Annotated in this window: 20 protein-coding genes; 9 read left to right on the forward strand and 11 right to left on the reverse strand. The window is 57.0% G+C overall.

Annotated features, from left to right (window positions below; all coding sequences use genetic code 11):
- Window positions 1–42 precede the first annotated feature (42 nt).
- Window positions 43–1,389, forward strand: coding sequence for a carbohydrate porin (locus CDA56_RS24675; protein WP_049078707.1), 1,347 nt, complete (start codon window positions 43–45; stop codon window positions 1,387–1,389).
- Window positions 1,390–1,499: 110 nt separating this feature from the next.
- On the opposite strand, the gene CDA56_RS24680 is transcribed toward CDA56_RS24675, so the two are convergent.
- The 6 genes from CDA56_RS24680 to CDA56_RS24705 all read right to left on the reverse strand — a co-directional run bounded on the left by CDA56_RS24680 (window position 1,500) and on the right by CDA56_RS24705 (window position 7,748).
- A complete protein-coding gene (locus CDA56_RS24680; protein ID WP_102803909.1) occupies window positions 1,500–2,627 on the reverse strand; it encodes an oligogalacturonate lyase family protein in 1,128 nt (375 codons plus the stop codon).
- A gap of 70 nt (window positions 2,628–2,697) precedes the next feature.
- Window positions 2,698–3,984, reverse strand: coding sequence for an ABC transporter substrate-binding protein (locus CDA56_RS24685; protein ID WP_004105307.1), 1,287 nt, complete (start codon window positions 3,982–3,984; stop codon window positions 2,698–2,700).
- A 16-nt stretch (window positions 3,985–4,000) separates the two neighbouring features.
- Window positions 4,001–5,128, reverse strand: a complete 1,128-nt coding sequence (locus tag CDA56_RS24690; RefSeq protein ID WP_014226681.1) for an ABC transporter ATP-binding protein — start codon at window positions 5,126–5,128, stop codon at window positions 4,001–4,003.
- 12 nt (window positions 5,129–5,140) lie between these two features.
- Window positions 5,141–6,043: a carbohydrate ABC transporter permease gene (locus CDA56_RS24695; RefSeq protein ID WP_014226680.1), complete on the reverse strand. Its 903-nt coding sequence runs from the start codon at window positions 6,041–6,043 to the stop codon at window positions 5,141–5,143.
- The gene (locus CDA56_RS24700) at window positions 6,036–6,926 is read right to left on the reverse strand and encodes a carbohydrate ABC transporter permease (protein WP_014226679.1); all 891 of its coding nucleotides are present in this window, start codon (window positions 6,924–6,926) and stop codon (window positions 6,036–6,038) included. Before CDA56_RS24700 ends, CDA56_RS24695 begins: the two co-directional genes overlap by 8 nt.
- Before the next feature lie 495 nt (window positions 6,927–7,421).
- Window positions 7,422–7,748, reverse strand: coding sequence for a cupin domain-containing protein (locus CDA56_RS24705; protein WP_004853896.1), 327 nt, complete (start codon window positions 7,746–7,748; stop codon window positions 7,422–7,424).
- Between the two features lie 136 nt (window positions 7,749–7,884).
- Here CDA56_RS24705 and CDA56_RS24710 point away from each other — a divergent pair, with 136 nt between their 5' ends.
- Window positions 7,885–8,577, forward strand: coding sequence for an aspartate/glutamate racemase (locus CDA56_RS24710; protein WP_104011455.1), 693 nt, complete (start codon window positions 7,885–7,887; stop codon window positions 8,575–8,577).
- Here CDA56_RS24710 and CDA56_RS24715 read toward each other — a convergent pair.
- Window positions 8,564–9,490, reverse strand: coding sequence for a LysR family transcriptional regulator (locus tag CDA56_RS24715; RefSeq protein WP_025107408.1), 927 nt, complete (start codon window positions 9,488–9,490; stop codon window positions 8,564–8,566). The genes CDA56_RS24710 and CDA56_RS24715 overlap by 14 nt on opposite strands.
- A 133-nt stretch (window positions 9,491–9,623) precedes the next feature.
- Here CDA56_RS24715 and lysA point away from each other — a divergent pair, with 133 nt between their 5' ends.
- Window positions 9,624–10,886 carry a diaminopimelate decarboxylase gene (lysA, locus tag CDA56_RS24720; protein ID WP_046876736.1) on the forward strand — a complete coding sequence of 421 codons (1,263 nt, stop codon included), beginning with the start codon at window positions 9,624–9,626 and terminating at the stop codon, window positions 10,884–10,886.
- Between the two features lie 39 nt (window positions 10,887–10,925).
- On the opposite strand, the gene CDA56_RS24725 is transcribed toward lysA, so the two are convergent.
- The gene (locus CDA56_RS24725) at window positions 10,926–11,927 is read right to left on the reverse strand and encodes a LacI family DNA-binding transcriptional regulator (RefSeq protein WP_162557622.1); all 1,002 of its coding nucleotides are present in this window, start codon (window positions 11,925–11,927) and stop codon (window positions 10,926–10,928) included.
- Window positions 11,928–12,230: 303 nt separating this feature from the next.
- On the opposite strand from CDA56_RS24725, the gene CDA56_RS24730 reads away from it, so the two are divergent.
- The 4 genes from CDA56_RS24730 to CDA56_RS24745 all read left to right on the forward strand — a co-directional run bounded on the left by CDA56_RS24730 (window position 12,231) and on the right by CDA56_RS24745 (window position 16,321).
- The gene (locus CDA56_RS24730; protein ID WP_014226668.1) at window positions 12,231–13,568 is read left to right on the forward strand and encodes a PTS sugar transporter subunit IIC; all 1,338 of its coding nucleotides are present in this window, start codon (window positions 12,231–12,233) and stop codon (window positions 13,566–13,568) included.
- A 7-nt stretch (window positions 13,569–13,575) separates the two neighbouring features.
- Window positions 13,576–15,003 (forward strand): glycoside hydrolase family 1 protein, encoded by a 1,428-nt coding sequence (locus CDA56_RS24735; RefSeq protein ID WP_102803910.1) that lies wholly within the window; start codon window positions 13,576–13,578, stop codon window positions 15,001–15,003.
- 68 nt (window positions 15,004–15,071) lie between these two features.
- Entirely contained in the window at window positions 15,072–15,845 is a 774-nt protein-coding gene (locus tag CDA56_RS24740) for a GntR family transcriptional regulator (RefSeq protein ID WP_004105268.1), read from the forward strand.
- Entirely contained in the window at window positions 15,842–16,321 is a 480-nt protein-coding gene (locus tag CDA56_RS24745) for a GNAT family N-acetyltransferase (protein ID WP_102803911.1), read from the forward strand. The genes CDA56_RS24740 and CDA56_RS24745 overlap by 4 nt, the downstream gene beginning before the upstream one ends.
- On the opposite strand, the gene galR is transcribed toward CDA56_RS24745, so the two are convergent.
- Window positions 16,282–17,298 (reverse strand): HTH-type transcriptional regulator GalR, encoded by a 1,017-nt coding sequence (galR, locus tag CDA56_RS24750; RefSeq protein ID WP_014839434.1) that lies wholly within the window; start codon window positions 17,296–17,298, stop codon window positions 16,282–16,284. The two genes, CDA56_RS24745 and galR, sit on opposite strands and share 40 nt — an antisense overlap.
- A gap of 622 nt (window positions 17,299–17,920) precedes the next feature.
- Here galR and aas point away from each other — a divergent pair.
- On the forward strand, window positions 17,921–20,080 hold the full coding sequence (aas, locus tag CDA56_RS24765; RefSeq protein ID WP_085520427.1) for a bifunctional acyl-ACP--phospholipid O-acyltransferase/long-chain-fatty-acid--ACP ligase: 2,160 nt from the start codon (window positions 17,921–17,923) through the stop codon (window positions 20,078–20,080).
- A complete protein-coding gene (gene lplT / locus CDA56_RS24770; protein WP_102803913.1) occupies window positions 20,073–21,266 on the forward strand; it encodes a lysophospholipid transporter LplT in 1,194 nt (397 codons plus the stop codon). Before aas ends, lplT begins: the two co-directional genes overlap by 8 nt.
- Before the next feature lie 139 nt (window positions 21,267–21,405).
- Here the strand turns inward: lplT and CDA56_RS24775 are convergent, their stop codons facing one another.
- Window positions 21,406–22,446, reverse strand: coding sequence for an NADP(H)-dependent aldo-keto reductase (locus CDA56_RS24775; protein WP_102803914.1), 1,041 nt, complete (start codon window positions 22,444–22,446; stop codon window positions 21,406–21,408).
- Window positions 22,447–22,683: 237 nt separating this feature from the next.
- On the reverse strand, window positions 22,684–22,902 hold the full coding sequence (locus tag CDA56_RS24780) for a YgdI/YgdR family lipoprotein (RefSeq protein WP_004105255.1): 219 nt from the start codon (window positions 22,900–22,902) through the stop codon (window positions 22,684–22,686).
- Between the last annotated feature and the right edge of the window lie 24 nt (window positions 22,903–22,926).

Here is a 22,926-nt window from a genome sequence, read left to right on the forward strand (position 1 = left end):
AATAAAAAATACTATTTAACTAAATAATAAAGGGTTATTCCGATGAATAAAATCTGGGTCGGGTGTGTTCTGACGTCTTTATTTACCCCTCTGGCTAATGCTCAGGCGCCGTTATCCCTTGAGGAGCGGCTGGCGCAAATGGAACAACGGCTAAAGGCGACAGAGCAGCGGGCGGCCAGCGCGGAGGCGGAAATCCGCGCGCTAAAAAAACAGGAGGCACAAGCGACGACGGTAGCCAGCGCCGCACCGGCTAAACCCGCTTTACAACTTAATGATTATGGTGAATTAAAATTCTATGGCGACGTTGAGTTTAATATGGACGGCGCCAGCCGCACCGGTAGCCTGACGTCGGTGAAAACCAGCGCCAATAAAAACTGGGCGCCGGGTGATAAAGAGCGCTGGGATATTAACGGCCGTATTCTTCTGGGCTTTGATGGATTACGCAAAGGGGCTAACGGTAAATATGCCGGATTCAGCGTGCAGCCGCTGGCGGATATGAACGGTAAAATGAATCTTGATGATGCAGCCTTTTTCTTCGGTCAGCAGGACGACTGGAAAATTAAAATCGGTCGCTTCGAAGCCTACGATATGTTCCCGCTTAATCAGGATACGTTTGTTGAATATTCCGGCAACACGGCGAACGATCTGTATAGCGACGGCTACGGCTATATTTATATGATGAAAGAGGGGCGCGGACGCAGCAGCAGCGGCGGCAACTTCCTGCTGAGTAAAAATCTCGATAACTGGTATTTTGAGGTGAATACGCTGGTGGAGGACGGCAGCTCGCTGTTCGTGGACCAGAATTATCACGGCAACGCGCTGGATAACCGTAAAAATGTGGTTTACGTGCGTCCGGTCGCGGCCTGGCAATCCGGCGCCTGGTCGGTGGCGGCGGCGATGGAGAGTAACCTCGTTAATAATGCTTACGGTTATGAGAATCAGAATGGACGTTGGGTCGATCAGTCCAGCCGCACCGGCTACGGCATGACGATGAGCTGGAACACGCTGAAAACCGATGCCGAGGACGGGGCGGTGGTGAACTTAAGCACCGCGTATCTGGACGCGGCGGACGAAAAGGATTTCAGCGCCGGTATCAATGCGTTATGGCATCGCGTGGAGCTGGGCTATATCTATGCGCATAACAAAATCGACCAGTTTAATATGTCCGGCGTCAACGCGGAGTGCGATAGCGACTGCGCGATTCTGGCGCCGGGGCGCTACGACATTCACACCATTCATACCTCATGGCATCTGCCGAATATTATGGATATGCCGAACTTTAATATTTATCTCGGGGCCTATGCGTCATGGCTCGATTCATCGGCAGCGAAAAGCGGCAATACCGATGAACGCTACGGCGCGCGGGTGCGGTTTAAATATTTCTTCTGACGGTCTTCCCGGGTCGCGGCGTAAATGCCTTACCCGGGCTACTGGATCGCAGACGGCTGTGAACATGTAGCCCGGCTAAGCACCGCGCGAGCCGGGACGTTGCCGAATCACTACACCTCCGCCAGATACAGCGCCGGCATACCCTCTTTATCGGAGGTAAACAGCACCCAGCGGTTATCCGGTGAAAATGTCGGATGCGGATGCGTCGCCTGGCGCTCGCCTTCAATCACTTTCCAGGTGGAGTCGTGGCGGCACACCGCAGTCTGCTTATCGGCGGCAATATCAAACACCCAGATAAACGGATCGTTAAGCTGTATATCGCCGGTGCTGTGCGGCGCGCCGTCGCCGACTACCAGGGTGCCATCGTGATTGCTCATCAGATGTGAGCAGGGAGGAATGGCCATCAGCTGGCGATTTTCCAGCGTTGCCGGGTCGGCGCGATACAGATAGCGGTGCGGATCGTTTTCCTGATGCGCGACATAGTAAAGCGCGGAACCATCCGGCACCCAGAATTCGTGGGTAAAGCTCTCTCCCGACCGGTGCTGGCGAACCTTGCGCATATGGCTACCGTCAGCGTTGATAAGCCACATTCGGGCATCGATAGCATCGCGCGGGCCTTCGTGGCAGAAGGCGATGGTGCCGTCATCAAACGGGCGGTAAATCGGGTGGCCGAGCCAGCGTTTTTCCTGCAATACCACGCGCTGTTCGCCGCTGCGCAGGTCGATATTAATCAGCCGGCACTCCGGCTCGGTGAAGTAGAATGCGCGGAACTTGCCCCAGTCGGTCAGCGGCTGCCAGTCGCTTTTTTTGATTTCGATACCCACCATCTGACTGCAATCGCTATTGGCGACCCAGGTCCCGTAGGCCACCCATTGGTCATCCACCTGATACACCACCTGCTCCTCCAGCGAGGCCAGATCCACGCGGCGCAGCTGCTGGTTGTTTTTCACGTACCACAGCGACCGGTCGTCGGCGGAAAGGAAACCGCCAAAGGTGTTATCGCCCGGCCCGTCGGTGAGCTGGGTGGCCTGTTGGCCGGCGATATCGAGTAAATAGTAGTTCCAGTGGCCTTCAAACGCGCCGCCGAAAATCAGCTTGCTGCCGTCCCGGGTAAAGCATTTTTGATAGAAGTAGTTGCGGTGGCAGATAACATGCGGTGGCGTCATCCGGATCACCTGGTGACCGGTTTCGCTGTCCTGCGTATGCAGAAAGCTCAGCGGGATGATTTTGCCTTTCATGATTCATTCACTCCTTGCTAAAAAAATACCCCGCAGCCGGAGCTGCGGGGTAGGGACCGATAACGGGTTGTTAGCGCATCGCGCGGCGCAGGATACGGTCAGACTGACGCTGGAAGTCAATTGCCGTCTCTTCTACGGTTTTCTGCCCGTAGTCGATGTACTGCAGAGAGGTGCCAAACTGGGCGACGATCTGCGGGTCATCAAAGTATGGCGACACCGAGAGTTTGGCCGGTAGGGACTGCGCCAGGCGCAGACCTGATACCGCCGGATCGTCCTCTTTGATCGCGCCGTTTTCGGTCAGGTATTGCACCGCGACTTTGCTCAGCGGCACGCCGCGCTCAAGTCCCAGCGTCTCAACGCCTTCTTTGCTGTTTAGCAGGAAGTTGATCACCTTCGCCGCCGCTTCCGGATTTTTGGTGGATTTACCAATGGAGAGCATCTGCGCAGGTTTAAAGAACAGACCCGCGTCGGTAGCGCCCGGCAGCATCGGATAGCTGCCCAGCTCCAGCTTCGCCGGCGGCTTCAGGTTGTCGGAGTATTTGTTAATGGTGGAGTTCCACATATAGGTCCCCGCCCACTCGCCCTGAATCCACGGCTTCATTTCATACATATTGCTCTTACCGAACGAGGCATAGTACTTGGTGTCCGGCATGACGTGGCTGTCGATAAGCTTTTTATACATCTGGAAGAATTCGACCCACTGCTCTTTGCTGTAGGAGAATTTCTTGGTTTTTTCGTCGATAGCCGGCTGGTTGTACTTCTGAATCATATATGAATTGAGCAGCGCCAGGGTGTCCTGGTGCTCCAGCACCACCGGGTAATACTGTTTACCCAGCTTGCTCTCAAAGGTTTTACCCGCCGCCATCAGCTCGTCCCAGGTTTTCGGGTACTCGACGCCGGCTTTTTTCCAGGTCTCGTCGTTGAAGTAGAACACGCGCGCGGTGACGGAAATAGGGATACCGTTAAGCTTGCCGTCCACCGTGGTGGTTTGCAGCTCTTTGGCATCAAACTGGCTCAGGTCGATTACGTCCTTCATCTTATTCAGATCGTAGAAGCCTTCGCCGTTTTTCGAGAAGATCGGCAGCCAGTTCCAGTTAGTTTGCATCACGTCCGGCTCCGTGCCGCCGGCGATTTGCGTGGTCAGGCGCGAAAGATGGCCATCCCAGCCGGTATATTCCGCTTTAACATTAATATCCGGGTTTTGTTTATGAAACTCTTCCAGCGCCTTCAGGGTTACCTGGTGGCGGCCGTTGCCGCCCCACCATGACATACGCAGGTCGACATCCTTCGCCATGGAAGGTAACGCGGTAAGGCCCAAAGTTGCGGAGATTGCGGCGCTTAAAAGCACTTTTTTCATTTTAATACTCCAGGGTTCACAGAGAGATGTTCTGTTCAGTTTTGGCGTCAAAGATATGACACTTGTTGAGATCGAACTTGAAATGCACCGTGCGATGAAGCCCTTTCTCAATCATTGGCTTCGCTTCATCGGACGGCACGCGGGCGGTCAGTTCATAATCGGCAACCTTCAGGTAGACGAAGAATTCATGGCCCATGTTTTCCACCCGCACCATTTCACCGGCGCAGGAGCCTTCAGCAAACGGTTCATCGGAGATGGAGACGAACTCCGGGCGGACGCCAAAGAACACCTGCTGGTTCTTATGGGTCTCGACCTTACTCTGCAATCTGTCGTTTAGCGGCAGCAGCCCGTCGCCAACGGTCAGATGCAGGCGACCCGCTTGCTCAACCAGCTTGCTGGGACGAATATTCATCTCCGGCGCGCCGATAAACCCGGCCACAAACATGTTTTTCGGCTTGTGATAGAGGTTGTCCGGGGTATCCACCTGCATGATATGGCCCAGCTTCATCACGCAGATGCGGTCGCCCATGGTCATCGCCTCGGTCTGATCGTGGGTAACGTACACGGTGGTCGCCGGTTTACCGGATTTCTTCAGCTGCTTATGCAGGTCGGAAATACGGATGCGCATCGAGGCGCGCAGTTTGGCGTCAAGGTTAGAGAGCGGTTCATCGAACAGGAACACATCCGGTTTCTTCACAATCGCGCGGCCAACCGCCACGCGCTGTGCCTGGCCGCCGGAGAGCTGGCGCGGCAGACGATCCAGCAGCTCTTCCAGCTCAAGGATTTTCGCCGCTTCGTTAACCTGGGCCTCAATCTGGTCTTTCGGCAGCTTGCTCAGCTTCAGGCCGAAGGCAAGGTTTTCGCGCACCGTCATATGCGGATAGAGCGCGTAGTTCTGGAAGACCATCGCGATACCGCGCGCTTTTGGCGCGAGGTTATTCACAATTTTCTCGCCAATCCGCACTTCGCCGCCGCTGATGGTTTCCAGGCCGGCCAGCATGCGCAAGGTAGTGGATTTGGCGCAGCCGGACGGCCCAACGATAACCATAAACTCGCCGTCCGCGATTTTCAGATCGATACCATGTACCGCCTTGAAGCCGTTGGAGTAGACCTTTTCCAGTTTGTTGAAAATAACTTCAGCCATGATATTTCCCTCTTAACCTTTAATTCCGCTGCTGGTAACGCCCTGTACGAAGTAGCGTTGTGCCAGGAAGAACACGATGATGGACGGCAGAATGGAGATGCTCGCCATTGCCAGAATTTCGTTCCACGGAGCGCCTTCCGTGACGTCGATGGACATTTTCAGCGCCAGCGCGATGGGGTATTTATCCACGCTGTAGACGTAAATCAGCGGACCGATAAAGTCGTTCATGGACCACATGAACTGGAACAGCGCCACCGAGATAATCGCCGGTTTCAGAATCGGCACCACCACGTACCACAGCACCTGAATGGAGTTGCAGCCGTCAATCTGCGCCGCTTCTTCCATGTCGCGCGGAACGCCGCGCAGGAACTGAATCAGCATGAAGACGAAGAACCCCTGAGTGGCGAAGGCCAGCGGCAGATACAGCGGCAGATAGCTGTTCAGCATGCCCATTTCACGGAACATCAGGTACTGCGGGATCAGCAGTACGGTGCTCGGCAGGAGCATGGTGGTGATCAGCGTGGCGAACCAGAATTTCTTCCACGGGATCTCGAAGCGGGCAAAGCCGTAGGCCACGATGGTGGAGGAGATAATGGTCAGCAGCACTTTCGGGATCACATACTTGAAGGTGTTCAGCATGTAGTGACCGAAGTTGTACTCGGTGCCGGTTTTCCAGCCGTTGATAAAGCCATCCCATGTCGCGTGGGCAGGCCACAGGCTCAGGGTGGTGAAGATCTCGTGGTTCGGTTTGAACGACGCCGAGAACATCCATACCAGCGGGTAGAGCATCAGCAGGCCGACGAACAGCAGGATCACGTAGCGAATTGAGCGGCTGACTTTTTCACGACGCAGCGTCCGCGCGACTTCACGTTCGGCGATGTCCCTTGCTTCAGAGATTTGTTGGATATCAGCCATTTTTGCCTCCCTTATCGGCGGAGTAGAACACCCAATATTTTGAAGACTTAAACGCAATGGCGGCAAAGACCGCGACCACCAGGAACAGTACCCACGCCAGCGCCGCGCCGTAGCCCATATCGAAGTACTTAAAGGCGGTGTCGTAGATATAGAGCGAGAACAGATAGGTGGAGTAGGTTGGGCCGCCGCCGGTGATGACGTACGGGCCGGTAAACTCCTGGAACGCCTGAGTGGTCTGCATGATGAAGTTGAAGAAAATCACCGGCGTGATCAGCGGCACCGTGACCTTCATAAACATCTGCCATTTTGACGCGCCATCGATCATCGCCGCTTCATATTGTGATTGCGGAACGTTCTGCAGCGCCGCAAGGAAGATGACCATCGCCGAACCGAACTGCCAGACGCGCAGCAGGGTGACGGACATCAGGGCCAGCGAGGGCTCGCCGAGCCAGTTGACCGGGTCGAAGCCAAGTACGCCGATAAAGCTGTTCAGCAGGCCGTCGATAGCAAACAGCGCGCGCCACAGAACGGCGATCGCCACCGAGCTACCGAGAATGGACGGGATATAGTAGGCGGTACGGAAAAAACCGATGCCGCGCAGCTTAAAGTTGAGGACAAAAGCGATCCCCAGCGCGAAAGCCAGCTTTAACGGGATGGTTAAAAAGACATACGCAAACGTCACGCCCATTGATTTCCAGAAGAGGCCATCTTCGGTCAGCATGTAGCGATAGTTTTCGATGCCGTTAAACACCGGTGGACTCATCAAATCGTACTCAGTGAAACTGAGGAAGAAAGATGAAACAAAGGGAAAGGCGGTAAAGACTATCAACCCTATGATATAGGGGGATATCCATGCCAATCCCAGCATTCTGTTTTCATTCATACATACCTACCTGGCTTACGAGTTTGTAATACGGATTCGGGGTTACTGCCTTTCCCGCGGCCCGTGCCGCCGGAAAGTTAATGCGTTCCTGGTATGTCAGCGGTAAATCATTCCTTGTTAACGGTGCGTGTGTTGAGCGCTTTTGCGCGCTTGTCGTCCCTGGAGAACATCTGTTTTTTGATTTTGTCTTACCCGGCGTCCTGATTTTGTAAAACGCCGTTTTAATTTTATTTTATTGCTATTTATTACGGAGTCATTCGGTTGATCGCGGAAATGTGATCAAAGTCGAAACGATGTTTCAAAAAGGTGCTGGCGCGCGCATTTTGCAGGAAGCCAGGTCATAGAAAAGGATGAGCGGCAGGCGCAGTGAGGCTATTCAGGCGGGATTAATTGCTCTGCTAATCATTATGCTACGACATACTTTATGACAATTATTAGTAGCGGAAAAGTTCAGAAAATGGTGGGCACGCCTGGCATGCCCTGGGGCAGGAGAGATTACTTTTGCAGAAAATCCTGACGAACGGGAGTAAAGGTATCAAGAAGCGTGCCCGGCTTGAGGCAGACGCAGCCGTGCATAATTTCCGGCTTCTTATAGAGCGTATCGCCGGCGCTGACCACGTGCTTTTCATCACCGATGGTGAACTCAAACTCGCCGGAGAGCACATAGGTGAGCTGCTCGTGCGGGTGATTATGCATCGGCCCGATAGCGCCCGCTTCGAAGTTCACTTCAACCGCCATCATCTTGCCATCGTGCGCAAGGATGCGGCGGGTGACGCCATTGCCCAGATCTTCAAGGGTGGTCTCTTTATGAAAAATAAACATCCGCTGGTCCTGTAATTAAATGAAACAATGTTTCATTTAATCTATCGCATAATCTTCTAAAAGGAAACGATCGTCGGGAGAAGTGGAAAGTCGATCACAACTTTGTTTTACTGAAAACCTCACACAAGGAGGGATGATGAAAACGATTGGTCTGTTAGGCGGCATGAGCTGGGAATCGACTATTCCTTACTACCGGCTGATTAACGAAGGTATTAAAGCGCGCCTCGGCGGCCTGCACTCCGCCAGCCTGCTGCTGCACAGCGTGGATTTCCACGAAATTGAAGCCTGCCAGTCAAGCGGCGACTGGCAGCGCGCGGGCGAGATCCTCGCCCAGGCGGCGGCCGGCCTGCAGCAGGCGGGCGCCGAGGGGATTGTCCTGCGTACCAACACTATGCATAAAGTCGCGCAGGCGATTGAAACGCGCTGCGATGTGCCGTTTTTGCATATTGCCGACGCGACCGGACGGGCGATTACCGCGAAAGGGCAGAACCGCGTTGCGCTATTAGGGACCCGCTATACCATGGAGCAGGATTTTTATCGCGGGCGCCTGCAGCAGCAGTTCGCTATCGACACGCTGATCCCGGAGGCTGAAGATCGTGAGCGGATTAACCAGATCATTTTTGATGAACTGTGCCTCGGCGTCTTTAGCGAGCATTCACGCGACTACTATCTTCAGGTCATCGAGCTCCTGGCGGAGCAGGGGGCGGAAGGGGTGATTTTCGGCTGTACCGAAATCGGCCTGCTGGTGCCGGAAGAGAGCAGCCCGCTGCCGGTGTTTGATACGGCCGCGATTCACGCGGCGGACGCGGTGGAGTTTATGCTGTCGTGAGTACCGCTTCGAGCGGCGTCAGGATACGCGACATGCTGTTTTGCAAATGCAGGGCGAAGGCATCGACCAGCGCGGAGCCGGGGCGGTGCAGCGGGCGCACCAGGCTAACGGTAAAAGGCACTTCAACGCTAAAGCGGCGTACCACCACGCCGTTCCCGGCATAATCGAGGGCGGTGAGCGGGTTAACCACCGAAATGCCGACCCCGGCTCTTACCATCGCGCAGATGGAGGCGGCGCTGTGCGTCTCCACCACCATCCGCCGTTTGACCTGATGTTCGACAAACAGGGCATCGAGCAGCTGGCGATAGCTATCGGTGCGCGACAGGCTAATGTAGTTTTCGCCGTGAAAATCCGCAGGCGTCAGCATCGGCTTAGCCGCTAACGGATGGCCCTGCGGCAGTACGCACACTTCATTCAAGGTCAGCAGCGGCGTACGCTCGGTTCCGGCGGGGGTATGCAGGGTTTCCGTCAATCCCAGATCGTGGCGCTGGGCCGACAACCACTCCTCCAGCAGCGGTGATTCCTGGGGGACAATTTGCAGGCTGACGTCCGGGTAGCGCGCTAAAAACGGCGCCAGCAGCAGCGGCAATAGCGATTGGGAGAAGACCGGCAGACAGGCTATCGACAGCTCGCCCTGGCGGAACTCGCGCAGGCTTTCTGCGGCGCTGACGATTCTGTCCAGACCGTACCAGGATCGCTGCACCTCTTCAAACAGACGTAATCCCTGAACCGTAGGCTGCAGGCGCCCGCGCGTGCGGGAGAATAGCGTCAACCCCAGCACCTTTTCAAAACGCGCCAGCTCGCGGCTGACGGTGGGCTGCGAGGTATGCAGCATGCGTGCGGCCTCGGTCAGATTGCCGGTGGTCATCACCGCATGAAAGATTTCAATATGACGCAGGTTGACGGCGGGCATGGGGGTTCCTTAAGTGGCGCTAGCCATATCATTTTTGCATAGAGTGGCAATAAAACGATATTTTTTATTGCGTACGCGCTGTGGCGTAATCGTAAAAAACAGAAATAACGCACACACAGCACCGGAGTTCCTTATGCCACACTCGCTTTACGCTACCGATACCGACCTGAGCGCAGAAAACCTGCTGCGTCTGCCCGCCGAATTCGGCTGCCCGGTTTGGGTTTACGACGCGCAGATTATCCGCCGCCAGATTGCCCAATTGAGCCAGTTCGACGTGGTGCGTTTTGCGCAGAAGGCCTGCTCCAATATCCATATTCTGCGCCTGATGCGCGAGCAGGGCGTGAAGGTGGATTCGGTGTCGCTGGGCGAGATCGAGCGCGCGCTGGCGGCCGGGTACGATCCGCATCAGCATCCGGAAGATATCGTCTTTACCGCCGATCTGATCGACGATGCAACCCTGGCGCGGGTTAAAGAGCTGCAGATCCCGGTCAACGCCGGCTCAATTGATATGCTGAGCCAGCTGGGCGAAGTCTCTCCGGGCCACCGCGTCTGGCTGCGCGTTAACCCGGGCTTCGGCCACGGCCACAGCCAAAAAACCAATACCGGCGGCGAGAACAGCAAGCACGGGATCTGGCACAGCCATTTAACGGCGGCGCTGGAAGTGATGCGTCGCTATCAGCTCCAGCTGGTGGGGATTCACATGCATATCGGTTCTGGGGTCGACTATGGTCACCTGGAACAGGTCTGCGGCGCGATGGTGCGTCAGGTTGTTGAATTCGGGCAGGATCTGCAGGCGATCTCCGCCGGCGGCGGACTGTCGATCCCGTATCACGAAGATGAAGAGGCGATCGATACCGATCACTACTTCGGCCTGTGGAACGCGGCGCGCGAGCAGATCGCTAAACATCTGGGCCATCCGGTCGCGCTTGAGATCGAACCGGGTCGCTTCCTGGTGGCGGAGTCCGGCGTGCTGGTTTCTCAGGTTCGCAGCGTGAAGGAGATGGGCAGCCGCCACTTCGTGCTGATTGACGCCGGTTTTAATGATTTGATGCGCCCGGCGATGTACGGCAGCTATCACCATATTACCGCTCTCGCCGCGGACGGCCGCGATCTGCGCGCCGCGGCGGAGGTTGAAACCGTAGTGGCCGGGCCGCTGTGCGAATCGGGCGATGTATTTACCCAGCAGGAGGGGGGGAAAGTGGAAACCCGCCTGCTGCCTGCGGTGGCGCCGGGGGATTATCTGGTGCTGCACGATACCGGCGCTTACGGCGCGTCGATGTCTTCTAACTACAACAGCCGTCCGCTGCTGCCGGAAGTGCTGTTCGACAACGGCAAAGCGCGGCTGATCCGCCGTCGCCAGACCATTGAAGAGCTGCTCGCGCTCGAGCTGCTGTAAGGCGCTGCCCGATGGCGCTTCGCTTATCGGGCCCGCTAATTATGCGTAATACGGCCCGGTGGTGACCGACTCGCGCAGCACCAGCTTGCCGGTAAACGGCGGTATGGTCTCGATCGGCTGGCCGTTGGCCAGCTTGATGGCCTGATCGATAGCGGTGGTGATCATGTTATCGATCGGCAGATAGACCGTCGACAGCCCCGGCTCCAGCCATTTCGCGCTCGGCGCGTCATCAAAACCAAACAGCGAAATATCCTGCGGGATCCGCAGCCCTGCCTGATGCAGCGCTTTCGACGCGCCCAGCGCCATATCATCGTTACAGGAAAACAGCGCGCTAAACGGCGTTTTCTCTTCCAGCAGCTCGCAGCAGAGTTCATAGCCGCGGCCCATGGTGGAGTCGCCGTATTTCACCTTCGCCGGATCCCACTTGATGCCGTGCTTCTTCAGCGCGTTGCGATAGCCTTCCAGGCGAGCTTTACCCGTCGGCGTGTGCATCGGCACGGTCAAACAGGCAATATCGCGATGGCCCTGGGCAATGAGGTACTCAACCGCCTGAAACGCCGCGTCCTGCTGTTCGAAGAACACGCAGCGCTCCCGGGCCTGGCTAACGTCGCGGTTGATCACCACCAGCGGCATGGCGATAGACTCAATCAGCGACATAATCTTCTTTTCGCTCATATGGCGCGTGTAGAGCACGATGGCATCGCACTGGCGATCGGCCAGCATCTGCACCGCCTCTTCTTCACGCTCCGGCGCATCGTGGCCGTCGGTGACGATCAGCTGTTTGCCCCAGGCTTCCGTCTGACGAGAAGCCTGCTGCAGCAGGCGGCCAAAATAGAAGCCGTCAAAGGTGGAAACCACCAGACCGATGCTGTTGCTCGTGCGGTTTGCCAGCGAGCGGGCGAGAAAGTTAGGCCGATAGCCCAGCTCTTCCATCGCCTTAAAAACCTGTTGGCGGGTGCTCTCTTTCACCTGACCTGTGCCGTTCAACACGCGGGAAACCGTCGCTTTAGAGACGCCTGCGCGAATTGAGACATCCAGCATTGTAGCCATTCATCCGATTCCTGATATCACGTGGTGAACCGCAGTTTATCACAGACATTCAGGGGGATATGGCTTCATGGCGCGGTAAAAAACCATCGCGATCACGCTTTGACAGGAATTGATCGCAGGGAAAAGAAAACCGCAAATGCGGTATGCCAATTATCGCCTTTCTGGAATACCAATGAACGGGTTGGGAGCTTAATCACAGAACTTATTCTCCTCAGTGGCTATTTTTTGGTATGCCAATAGGTGTTTGGCTGTACACCTGGTGCGCTAAAAGCCCTTAAACCTGAGGTATCCTCTATGGCATTGCAGGACAAACTGATCGACTCACTGGGGAGTTTCGCCACGAAATTCAACAGCTACCGCTACATCATGGCGATAAAATCCGCTTTTATTACCCTGATGCCGGTGATCATCGTCGGCGCCTTTTCGGTGCTGATCTCCAATATGGTGCTGGATCCGAAAAACGGACTCGCCAGCTTTCAGGCGCTCTCTTTTCTGGCGGCGCTGAAACCCATTACCAGCGCGATCAACTACGCCACCCTTAACTTTCTCAATATTGGCGCGGTCTTTCTTATCGGCATCGAGCTGGGGCGGATTAACGGCATCAAGAGCCTGTTCCCCGGTCTGCTGGCGGTGATCTGCTTTATCTGCGTGACGCCCACCACCGTTGAAATGATGGTCGACGGGCAAATGCATGAAGTGAAAGATGTGCTGCTGCGCCAGTTTTCCGATACCCGTAGCCTGTTCCTCGGTATGTTTATCGCCATTCTGTCGGTGGAGATCTACTGCTGGCTGGAGGGCCGCAAGGGGCTGAAGATCAAGATGCCGGATACCGTGCCGCCCAACGTATCGGCATCGTTCTCCGCCCTGATCCCGGCCATTATCACCACCACGGTGATTGCCACCTTTGGCTTTATTTTCCATCAGGCCACCGGCATGTACCTGTATGACGCGGTCTATCAGGTGGTGCAGCAGCCGCTGGAGCGGGTGGTGCAAAGCCTGCCGGGGATCCTGCTGCTGATGTTTGTCGCGCAGCTGTTCTGGGTTATCGGTATCCACGGCAACCAGATGATCAAACCGATCCGCGAACCGCTGCTGCTGGGAGCCATCACCGTCAATATGAGCGCCTTTGAGCAGGGCAAAGAGGTGCCAAATATCATCACCATGCCGTTCTGGGACGTTTATATGAGCATCGGCGGATCGGGGCTGACGATTGGCCTGCTGATCGCGGTCATGATCGCCACCAAACGCAAAGAGATGAAAGAGATCGCCAAGCTGTCGATTGGGCCGGGTCTGTTCAATATTAACGAACCGGTGATTTTCGGCATGCCGATCATGCTCAATCCGATCCTCGCGATCCCTTTTATCATCACGCCGCTGGTGACCGGCAGCATTGGCTACTTCGCGACCGCCGCCGGCTTTGCCGGTAAAGCGGTGGTGATGGTGCCGTGGACCACCCCGCCGCTGATCAACGCCTGGCTCTCTACGGCGGGTTCGATGGGGGCGGTGGTGACGCAGCTTATCTGCATCCTGACCGCGGTGCTGATCTATCTGCCGTTCGTCAAAATAGCCTCCCGCCGCGCGGAAAACGCTCAGCGCCAGGCGGAGAACGAGCAGGCCAGCCAACAGATATGAGGACACAATGACGACAGTAAAGATGGCGATCCCCCACGACTTTATCCTCGGCGCCGCCGCTTCGGCGTGGCAAACCGAGGGCTGGAGCGGTAAGAAAGCGGGCCAGGATTCCTGGCCGGATCTCTGGTACAAGAACGACCGCCGCGTCTGGCATAACGGCTACGGCCCGGCGGTGGCGACCGATTTTATCAACCGCTTCCGCGAAGACGTGCAGTTGATGAAGCTGGCGGGACTGACCCACTACCGCACGTCGATTAACTGGTCGCGCTTTCTCACCGATTATGAAAACGTCACGGTCGATGAAGACTATGCGGCGTACTACGACCAGTTGTTCGATGAACTGCTGGCCAACGGCATCGAGCCGATGATCTGTCTTGAGCACTATGAACTCCCCGGCTATCTGCTGGAGCAGTACGGCGGCTGGGCGTCAAAAAAGGTGGTTGAGCTGTTTGTGCGGTATGCGGAAACGGTTTTTACCCGCTATCACCACAAAGTCACGCGCTGGTTCACCTTCAATGAACCGATCGTGGTGCAGACCCGCGTTTATCTGGATGCGCTGCGCTGGCCTTACGAGCAGAACACCGGCACCTGGATGCAGTGGAATCACCACAAGGTGCTGGCGACGGCAAAAGTGGTCCGGCTGTTTCGCGAGAAAGGCTATCGCGGCACGGTAGGCTGCATTCTTAACCCGGAGGTCACCTATCCGCGCTCAAAAGCGTCGCACGACGTGCGCGCCGCCGAACGCTACGATCTGTTTTATAACCGGGTTTTCCTCGATCCGCTGGTCCACGGCCTCTACCCGCCTGAGCTACTGGCTCTGCTCGAACAGCACGGGGTCTCCTGGGATTATGACGCGGAGGAGCTGGCGATAATCCGCGACAACACCGTTGATGAGCTGGGGATTAACCTCTACTACCCGCATCGGGTTAAGGCTCCATCGCGCGCCTGGCATCCGCAGACGCCGTTCCATCCGGCTTACTACTATGAGCCCTTTGAGCTACCGGGGCGGCGGATGAACCACTCCCGCGGCTGGGAAATTTATCCGCAAATCGTTTTTGATATGGCGATGCGGATCAAGCAGGACTACCGCAATATTCCGTGGTTCGTGGCGGAAAGCGGCATGGGCGTGGAAAACGAAGGGCAGTTTCGCAATAGCGAAGGCACCATCGCCGACGACTACCGGATCCGTTTTATCAGCGAGCATCTGTGGCAAACGCTGCGCGCGCGGGAAGCGGGGGCCAACTGCCACGGCTACATGCTGTGGGCGTTTACCGACAACGTTTCGCCGATGAACGCGTTTAAAAATCGCTACGGGCTGATTGAAATCGATCTGCAAAATAATCGTGCGCGGCGGCCCAAGGCGTCCGCCAGCTGGTTCCGTAAGCTAGGCGAGAGCCGGGAATTGACGCTGGATATTGACGATGAGTGGCGCTAGCCGGGCTGAAATTTTGCTAAGATAGCGGCCGATATTGACTCGCAGGCTCATAACGCACAGGTGATATTGTGGAGAAGGCTATCATTCCGCCGGAAAAGAAACCCTACCAGGAAATAGGTGATGATTTACGCGCACAGATTGCGCAGGGGCGCTATCCCATCGGGTCGCGCCTGCCGCCGGAACGCAATATCGCCGAGACCTACGGCGTGAGCCGGACCATCGTCCGCGAAGCGCTGCTGATGCTGGAGCTGCAGGGGACGGTCGACATTCGCCAGGGCTCCGGGGTGTACGTCATGCGCATCCCGCACGAGGACGATAGCGAGGAAGAACAGATGCTGAGCAGCGACGTCGGGCCGTTCGAAATCCTGCAGGCCCGCCAGCTGCTGGAGAGCAATATCGCCGCTTTTGCCGCCAAAATGGCCACCCGCGCCGATATCGATAACCTGAAGCGGATTATCGAGCAGGAACAGCGGGCGATTGCCGCCAACGATACCAGCCAGGATAACGCCCGGCTGTTTCACCTGGTGCTGGCCGGCGCGACGCAAAATCAGATGCTGCTGGCGACGGTTGAGCGCATCTGGCTGCAGATGGACAGCAGCCCGCTGTGGCAGCAGTTCAACGTGCATATCGCCAGCCGGGCGTACAGGCTGAAGTGGCTCGGGGACCGGCAAACGCTGCTCGCCGCCCTGCGCCGACGCGATGTGATGGGGGCCTGGCAGGCAATGTGGCAGCATCTTGAAAATGTCAAAAACAGCCTGCTGGAGCTCTCCGATGAAGACGCGCCGGACTTTGACGGCTATCTCTTTGAATCGGTACCGATTTTCCAGGGGAAGCTGGTATGATTATTCACCCCCTCTACGCTGCGCCGCAGCACGCTTCATGCGTGACGGAGTGGCTCTGGCGAGCGTTTGGCGCTGACGCGCTGCCGCGGGCGTTCTTCGCCAGCATTGTTGAACATAGCCAGACGCCGGGAGCGCTGCCCATTACCTTTGTGGCCGTGGAGGGCGAGAGGCTGCTGGGCACCGTCGGCCTGTGGCGCTGCGATTTAATCAGCCGTCAGGATCTCTATCCGTGGATGGCGGCGCTCTACGTGGCGCCTGAGGCGCGTGGGCAAGGGCTGGCGGGAAAACTACAGCAGCACGTCATCGGATATGCCAGAGCGCAGGGTTATGCCGAGCTATTTCTCTACTCGGCCTGCCGCGATTTTTATGAGCGTTTTGGCTGGCAGTATATCGGCGAAGGCCTGGATTATCCGGCCAGCGCCGTCAGTTTATACCGCTACGATTTATCGCTGTCGAGGGGCGCAATCACCGAGTGACGGCGGACCAGCGTGGGGCTGAAAAGGTGGGTAATCTCCGGCGGCGGGCGATGCTCCGCCAGCGCTAACGCCAGCTCCGCGGCCTGCGTCGCCATGGTGACAATCGGATAGCGTACGGTGGTCAGACGCGGGCGCACGTAGCGCGAAATCAGCACGTCATCAAAGCCAATCAGCGAAATCTCACGCGGCACATCAATCCCGTTATCGTTTAATACGCCCATCGCGCCGGCGGCCATAGAGTCGTTATAGCAGGCGACGGCGCTGAAGTTCCTGCCGCGGCCCAGCAGCTCGGTTATCGCCTGTTCTCCGCCGCTCTCATCGGGCTCGGCAAAGGTCACCAGGCGATCGTTGCACGGCAGATCGCTCTCTTTTAACGCTGCCCAGTAGCCCTGCAGCCGGTCTTCAGCATCGGAAATAGCGTGATTAGAGCAGAGATAGCCGATGCGGGTGTGCCCCTGCTGAATCAGGTGGCGGGTCGCGAGCCATGCGCCGTAGCGGTCATCCAGCGCCACGCAGCGCTGCTCGAAACCGGGCAGGATGCGGTTAATCAGCACCATGCCGGGGATTTGCTGCATCAGCGAGGCCAGTTCGTCATCGGGGATCATTTTGGCGTGGACCACCAGCGCCGCGCAGCGGTGGCGAATCAGCTGTTCAATCGCCTGGCGCTCTTTATGGAGGTTGTGATAGCCGTTACCGATCAGCAAAAAATTGCCGGTATTGTAGGCGACCTGCTCGACGGCTTTCACCATCGCGCCGAAGAAGGGGTCGGAGACATCGCCCACCACCAGGCCGACGGTTTCCGTTGACTGCTGCGCCAGCGCGCGGGCGTTGGCGTTGGGGTGATAATTTAGCGTTTCCATCGCGGCGCCTACCGACTGGCGCGAGGCTTCGCTGGCTTTCGGTGAATTGTTGATAACGCGGGAGACGGTAGCGACGGAGACTCCTGCGAGCCGGGCTACATCCTTAATAGTCGCCATACCAGGCCTTTTTTAGGGTAAGCGTTTACATGGCATTTATGTTACGGGAAAGCGCGGCAGATTCAAGGGTTGGTGCTGGTGGGTTAATGCAATTGTGACGCAGATTAGCGTTGCGGGTGAAATAGTTACCCACAGGGGTGCGGAGAATGATTCCGGGAACGGACAATTCACACCTTTGCTTACACTTTGCGATTGGCTGTTGCGAATGTTCGCTGGTTTACCCATTCATTGCATTGATATTCTGACTATCCCAGAGGTATTGATAGGTGGAGTCAACTTCAGGTTGACCACTTAATTACACCAGCCTGCGCAGATGCGCAGGTTTTTTTTTGCCCGCCTTTAGCCGTTGTTACAGTTCGCGAAAAAAGTAATAACTGGTTGCACTTAGGCTCATTCCCTTGCGTTTTATGGCTGGCGCCGGCGGCGGGAAAAACGAGACAATCAGGATCCCAGAGGTATTGATTGGTGAGTTTTTTAAGTACGCTTTTCGTACTGATTATCTTGCACCGACCTGCGCGGATGCGCAGGTTTTTTTTGTCCTGAATTCCGCTCCTCCTGGTGCATTTTCCATCCCTTCTCATGTAACCTGCTTTGACTGATTAACCGGTCAAACGGAGTTGTTATGCTTTTGGGATTTTTTAGACTGCTTTTCAAAGGATTGTACCGGGTCAAGTTAACCGGTGACCCCCAGGCGCTGCACCAGCACAAGGTGCTGATTACGCCAAACCATGTCTCCTTTATTGACGGCGTACTGCTGGCGCTTTTCCTGCCGGTGCGCCCGGTGTTTGCGGTCTATTCCTCAATCAGCGATCGCTGGTTTATGCGCGCGCTAAAGCCGATTATTGATTTTGTGCCGCTGGACCCGACCAAACCGATGTCGATAAAACATCTGGTCCGCCTGATTGAGCAGGGGCGCCCGGTGGTGATTTTCCCGGAAGGGCGGATCTCGGTGAGCGGTTCGCTGATGAAAATTTACGACGGCGCCGCCTTTGTGGCGGCGAAGTCGCAGGCGACCATCGTGCCGCTGAGAATCGAAGGTGCTGAACTAACCCCCTTTAGCCGCCTGAAGGGGCTGGTCAAGCGCCGCCTGTTCCCGCGCATTCAGCTGCATCTGCTGCCGCCGACGCATCTGCCGATGCCCGATGCGCCGCGCGCCCGCGACCGGCGTAAAATTGCCGGTGAAATGCTGCATCAGATCATGATGGAGGCGCGGATGGCGGTGCGCCCGCGCGAAACGCTGTATGAGTCGCTGCTGGCGGCCCAGGACCGCTTCGGCGCGCGCAAACGCTGCGTGGAAGATATCAATTTTCAGCCGGACACCTACCGTAAGCTGCTGACCAAAACCCTCTTCGTGGCGCGCATTCTGGAAAAATACAGCGCCCAGGGCGAAAAAATCGGCCTGATGCTGCCGAACGCCGGAATAAGCGCGGCGGTGATTTTTGGCGCGATCGCCCGCGGACGAATCCCGGCGATGATGAACTATACCGCCGGGGTCAAAGGCCTGAGCAGCGCCATTACCGCGGCGGAAATCAAAACCATCTTTACCTCCCGCACCTTCCTCGATAAAGGCAAGCTCTGGCACCTGCCGGAGCAGCTGACGCAGGTACGCTGGGTATTTCTCGAAGATTTAAAAGGCGAGGTTACCGCCGCCGATAAGCTGTGGATTTTTGGCCATCTGCTGATGCCGAAGCTGGCTCAGGTTACGCAGCAGCCGGAAGACGCGGCGATGATTCTGTTTACCTCCGGCTCGGAAGGCAATCCGAAAGGGGTAGTGCATAGCCATAAAAGCCTGCTGGCCAACGTCGAGCAGATTAAAACCATTGCCGACTTTACCGCCAACGACCGCTTTATGTCGGCGCTGCCGCTGTTTCACTCCTTTGGCCTGACGGTCGGCCTGCTGACCCCGCTGTTTACCGGCGCGGAGGTCTTCCTCTATCCCAGCCCGCTGCACTACCGCGTGGTGCCGGAGCTGGTATATGACCGCAACTGTACCGTGCTGTTCGGCACCTCCACCTTCCTTGGCAACTACGCCCGCTTTGCGAATCCGTATGATTTTTATCGCCTGCGTTACGTTGTCGCCGGGGCGGAGAAGCTGCAGGAGAGCACAAAGCAGATCTGGCAGGACAAGTTTGGCCTGCGCATTCTTGAAGGCTACGGCGTCACTGAATGCGCGCCGGTGGTATCGATTAACGTGCCGATGGCGGCGAAAGTGGGCACCGTTGGCCGCATTCTGCCGGGGATGGACGCGCGTCTGCTGGCCATGCCCGGTATTGAAGAGGGGGGCCGTTTACAGCTTAAAGGGCCGAACATCATGAACGGCTATCTGCGGGTGGAGAATCCCGGCGTGCTGGAAGCGCCCGCGGCGGAAAATCAGCACGGCGTAGTCGAGGCCGGCTGGTATGACACCGGGGATATCGTCAGCTTTGACGAACAGGGCTATGTGCGGATTCAGGGCCGCGCGAAGCGCTTTGCCAAAATCGCCGGTGAGATGGTGTCGCTGGAGATGGTCGAGCAGGTGGCGCTGGCGGTTTCGCCGGACAAAATGCACGCCACGGCGATTAAACAGGATGCCAGCAAAGGCGAGGCGCTGGTGCTGTTTACCACCGATAATGAACTGAATCGTGAAAAACTGCTGCGCTATGCCCGTGAACACGGCGTACCGGAGCTGGCGGTACCGCGCGACATTCGCTGGCTGAAGCAGCTCCCGGTACTGGGCAGCGGCAAGCCGGACTTTGTCACCCTTAAAGGCATGGTTGAACAGGCGGAAGGTTCGGATGAGTGAGTCAGTACACACTAACACGTCGCTGTATTCGAAAGGGATGATGGCGGTTATCTGCGCCCAGTTTCTTTCGGCGTTTGGCGATAACGCGCTGTTGTTCGCCACCCTGGCGCTGATGAAGCAGCTGTTCTACCCGGAGTGGAGTCAACCGGTATTACAGATGTTGTTTGTGGGCGCTTACATTCTCTTCGCGCCGTTTGTCGGACAGTTTGCCGATAGCTTTGCCAAAGGGCGGGTGATGATGGTGGCGAACGGCCTGAAGCTGGTTGGCGCGGGCTGCATCTGCTTTGGCGTGAATCCGTTTGTTGGCTATACGCTGGTGGGCATCGGCGCTGCCGCCTATTCTCCGGCTAAATACGGCATTCTCGGCGAGCTGACCACCGGCGAGAAGTTAGTGAAAGCGAACGGCCTGATGGAGTCCTCGACCATTGCGGCGATCCTGCTTGGCTCGATGGCGGGCGGTATCCTGGCGGACTGGCATATCATGGCGGCGCTCGGCGTCTGCGCGGTGGTGTACGCCGGCGCGGTGGTCGCCAACCTGTGGATCCCGAAGCTGCCGGCGGCGCGTCCCGGGCAATCATGGCGCTTCAGGCCGATGACCCACAGCTTCTTTAGCGCCTGTACGACGCTATGGCGCAACGGTGAGACCCGCTTTTCGTTAGTCGGCACCAGCCTGTTCTGGGGGGCGGGCGTGACGCTGCGCTTCCTGCTGGTGCTGTGGGTGCCGGTGGCGCTGGGCATTACCAGCAACGCCATGCCGACCTACCTTAACGCGATGGTGGCGGTGGGGATTGTGCTGGGAGCCGGCGCGGCGGCGAAGCTCGTGACGCTGGAAACGGTGTCGCGCTGCATGCCCGCCGGGATATTGATTGGCGTGGCGGTCATCTTTTTCGCCATCCAGCAGGCGCTGCTGCCGGCGTTTGCCCTGCTGCTGCTGCTCGGCGCGTTCGGCGGCTTCTTTATCGTGCCGCTTAACGCCCTGCTGCAGGAGCGAGGGAAACATACGGTCGGCGCGGGCAACGCTATCGCGGTGCAGAACCTCGGCGAAAACGTGGCGATGCTGCTGATGCTGGGCCTCTATTCGCTGGCGGTGAGCATCGGTATTCCTGTCGTCGGCGTAGGGATTGGCTTTGGCGTGGTGTTCGCCCTGGCGATTACTGCCCTGTGGATTTGGGGACGGCGTAAATAATCTCCCGGAGGCGGCGCGTCGCGCCTGTCCGGGCTACAAACTGCACGAACTTGTAGCCCGGACAGATGCGTGGCATCGCCTCCGGGAAAGGGAGTCGCCCGGATAAGGCATTAGCCGCAATCCGGGTGCTTTTACGGCCTTACGGTGCCGGGTAGGTATAAACCTGATGCACCGCTTCAATCTCGGCTAAAACCTCTGCGCTCAGCTCCAGATGCAGGCTTTTGACGTTGGTTTTCAGCTGCTCCATGGTGGTCGCGCCCAGCAGGGTGCTGGCGACAAACGGCTGACGACGTACGAAGGCCAGCGCCATCTGCGCCGGGTCAAGGTTGTGCCGCTTCGCGATATCGACATAGGCCGCCACCGCTTTTTGCGTCTGCTCGCCGCTGTAGCGCGTAAAACGGCTGAACAGCGTATTGCGCGCGCCTGCCGGTTTTGCGCCGTTGAGGTATTTCCCGGTCAGCGTGCCGAATGCCAGGCAGGAATAGGCCAGCAGCTCCACGCCTTCATACTGGCTGACTTCCGCCAGGCCCACTTCAAAGCTGCGGTTCACCAGGCTGTACGGGTTCTGGATCGTCACGATGCGCGGCAGGTCGTGCTTGTCCGCCAGATGAAGATAGCGCATCACGCCAAACGCCGTTTCGTTAGAGACCCCGATATAGCGAATCTTGCCGGCGCGCTGGAATTCGGCCAGCGCGTCCAGCGTATCCAGCAGGGTGACGACCGGGGCGGAATCGGCCCAGGTGTAGCCCAGCTTGCCGAAACAGTTGGTCGGGCGCTGCGGCCAGTGTACCTGATAGAGGTCGAGATAATCGGTCTGCAGGCGCTTCAGGCTGTCGTGCAGCGCCTCGCGGATATTTTTACGATCCAGCTTGTGGTCAGGACGAATGCTGCTGTCGTTATTGCGGGCAGGGCCGCTCACTTTAGAGGCGATAATCAGCTTTTCGCGATTGCCGCGCTTCGCCAGCCAGTTACCGACGTAGGTTTCCGTCAGGCCCTGGGTTTCCGGGCGCGGCGGGACGGGATACATTTCCGCGACGTCAATCAGGTTAATGCCCTGACTCACCGCGTAATCGAGCTGCTCGTGCGCGTCTGCCTCGCTATTCTGCTCACCAAACGTCATTGTGCCCAGCCCCAGCGTGCTGATTTCAAGAGAACTGTGTGGGATACGGTGATACTGCATAGCCGGCTTCCTTTTTTATCAACAAGGTCAGGCGTTCCCCGACAAAGGAATATAAAAATGGCAGAGGGGGAGAAAAAGGGGAAGTAAAAAAATCAAAAAAGCCGGGCTGACGGAATCCGGCCTGATGAATCCTCGCGGACAGATCAGGTTTATCCCGACTTTTCTCTGAATGCTGAAGAATAAAGAACGCTGTTCAACGGTGCGATAAAACGCTAAATCGCGACCTGACGGCGGGGCCTAGCGTTTAATAATCTGCGAAACGTCGTCACGATTGATCTGCATTTTATTACCCTGCTGATCTTCGTAGCTGATAAGGCCGGTGTCGTCGTCTATGGCGGGTTTGCCGTCGGTCAGAATCATGCGACCATCTTTGGTTGCCATGACGTAATCGCTGCTGCAACCGGAAACCGAGAACGCCAGTCCTACGGCGGAAATCAATACTGCCCATTTTTTCATCGCTATCACCCCTATTATAGCCGC

It is taken from the genome of Klebsiella michiganensis (assembly GCF_002925905.1).
Taxonomy (GTDB): domain Bacteria; phylum Pseudomonadota; class Gammaproteobacteria; order Enterobacterales; family Enterobacteriaceae; genus Klebsiella; species Klebsiella michiganensis.

Coding starts and splice junctions, on each gene's coding strand:
- CDA56_RS24730 (WP_014226668.1), top strand. CDS start 12,231: ATGGCATTGCAGGACAAACTGATCGACTCACTGGGGAGTTTCGCCACG.
- CDA56_RS24675 (WP_049078707.1), top strand. CDS start 43: ATGAATAAAATCTGGGTCGGGTGTGTTCTGACGTCTTTATTTACCCCT.
- lplT (WP_102803913.1), top strand. CDS start 20,073: ATGAGTGAGTCAGTACACACTAACACGTCGCTGTATTCGAAAGGGATG.
- lysA (WP_046876736.1), top strand. CDS start 9,624: ATGCCACACTCGCTTTACGCTACCGATACCGACCTGAGCGCAGAAAAC.
- CDA56_RS24715 (WP_025107408.1), bottom strand. CDS start 9,490: ATGCCCGCCGTCAACCTGCGTCATATTGAAATCTTTCATGCGGTGATG.
- CDA56_RS24700 (WP_014226679.1), bottom strand. CDS start 6,926: ATGAATGAAAACAGAATGCTGGGATTGGCATGGATATCCCCCTATATC.
- CDA56_RS24695 (WP_014226680.1), bottom strand. CDS start 6,043: ATGGCTGATATCCAACAAATCTCTGAAGCAAGGGACATCGCCGAACGT.
- CDA56_RS24775 (WP_102803914.1), bottom strand. CDS start 22,446: ATGCAGTATCACCGTATCCCACACAGTTCTCTTGAAATCAGCACGCTG.
- CDA56_RS24725 (WP_162557622.1), bottom strand. CDS start 11,927: ATGCTGGATGTCTCAATTCGCGCAGGCGTCTCTAAAGCGACGGTTTCC.
- CDA56_RS24705 (WP_004853896.1), bottom strand. CDS start 7,748: ATGTTTATTTTTCATAAAGAGACCACCCTTGAAGATCTGGGCAATGGC.
- CDA56_RS24735 (WP_102803910.1), top strand. CDS start 13,576: ATGACGACAGTAAAGATGGCGATCCCCCACGACTTTATCCTCGGCGCC.
- CDA56_RS24745 (WP_102803911.1), top strand. CDS start 15,842: ATGATTATTCACCCCCTCTACGCTGCGCCGCAGCACGCTTCATGCGTG.
- CDA56_RS24780 (WP_004105255.1), bottom strand. CDS start 22,902: ATGAAAAAATGGGCAGTATTGATTTCCGCCGTAGGACTGGCGTTCTCG.
- CDA56_RS24690 (WP_014226681.1), bottom strand. CDS start 5,128: ATGGCTGAAGTTATTTTCAACAAACTGGAAAAGGTCTACTCCAACGGC.
- CDA56_RS24710 (WP_104011455.1), top strand. CDS start 7,885: ATGAAAACGATTGGTCTGTTAGGCGGCATGAGCTGGGAATCGACTATT.
- aas (WP_085520427.1), top strand. CDS start 17,921: ATGCTTTTGGGATTTTTTAGACTGCTTTTCAAAGGATTGTACCGGGTC.
- CDA56_RS24685 (WP_004105307.1), bottom strand. CDS start 3,984: ATGAAAAAAGTGCTTTTAAGCGCCGCAATCTCCGCAACTTTGGGCCTT.
- CDA56_RS24680 (WP_102803909.1), bottom strand. CDS start 2,627: ATGAAAGGCAAAATCATCCCGCTGAGCTTTCTGCATACGCAGGACAGC.
- galR (WP_014839434.1), bottom strand. CDS start 17,298: ATGGCGACTATTAAGGATGTAGCCCGGCTCGCAGGAGTCTCCGTCGCT.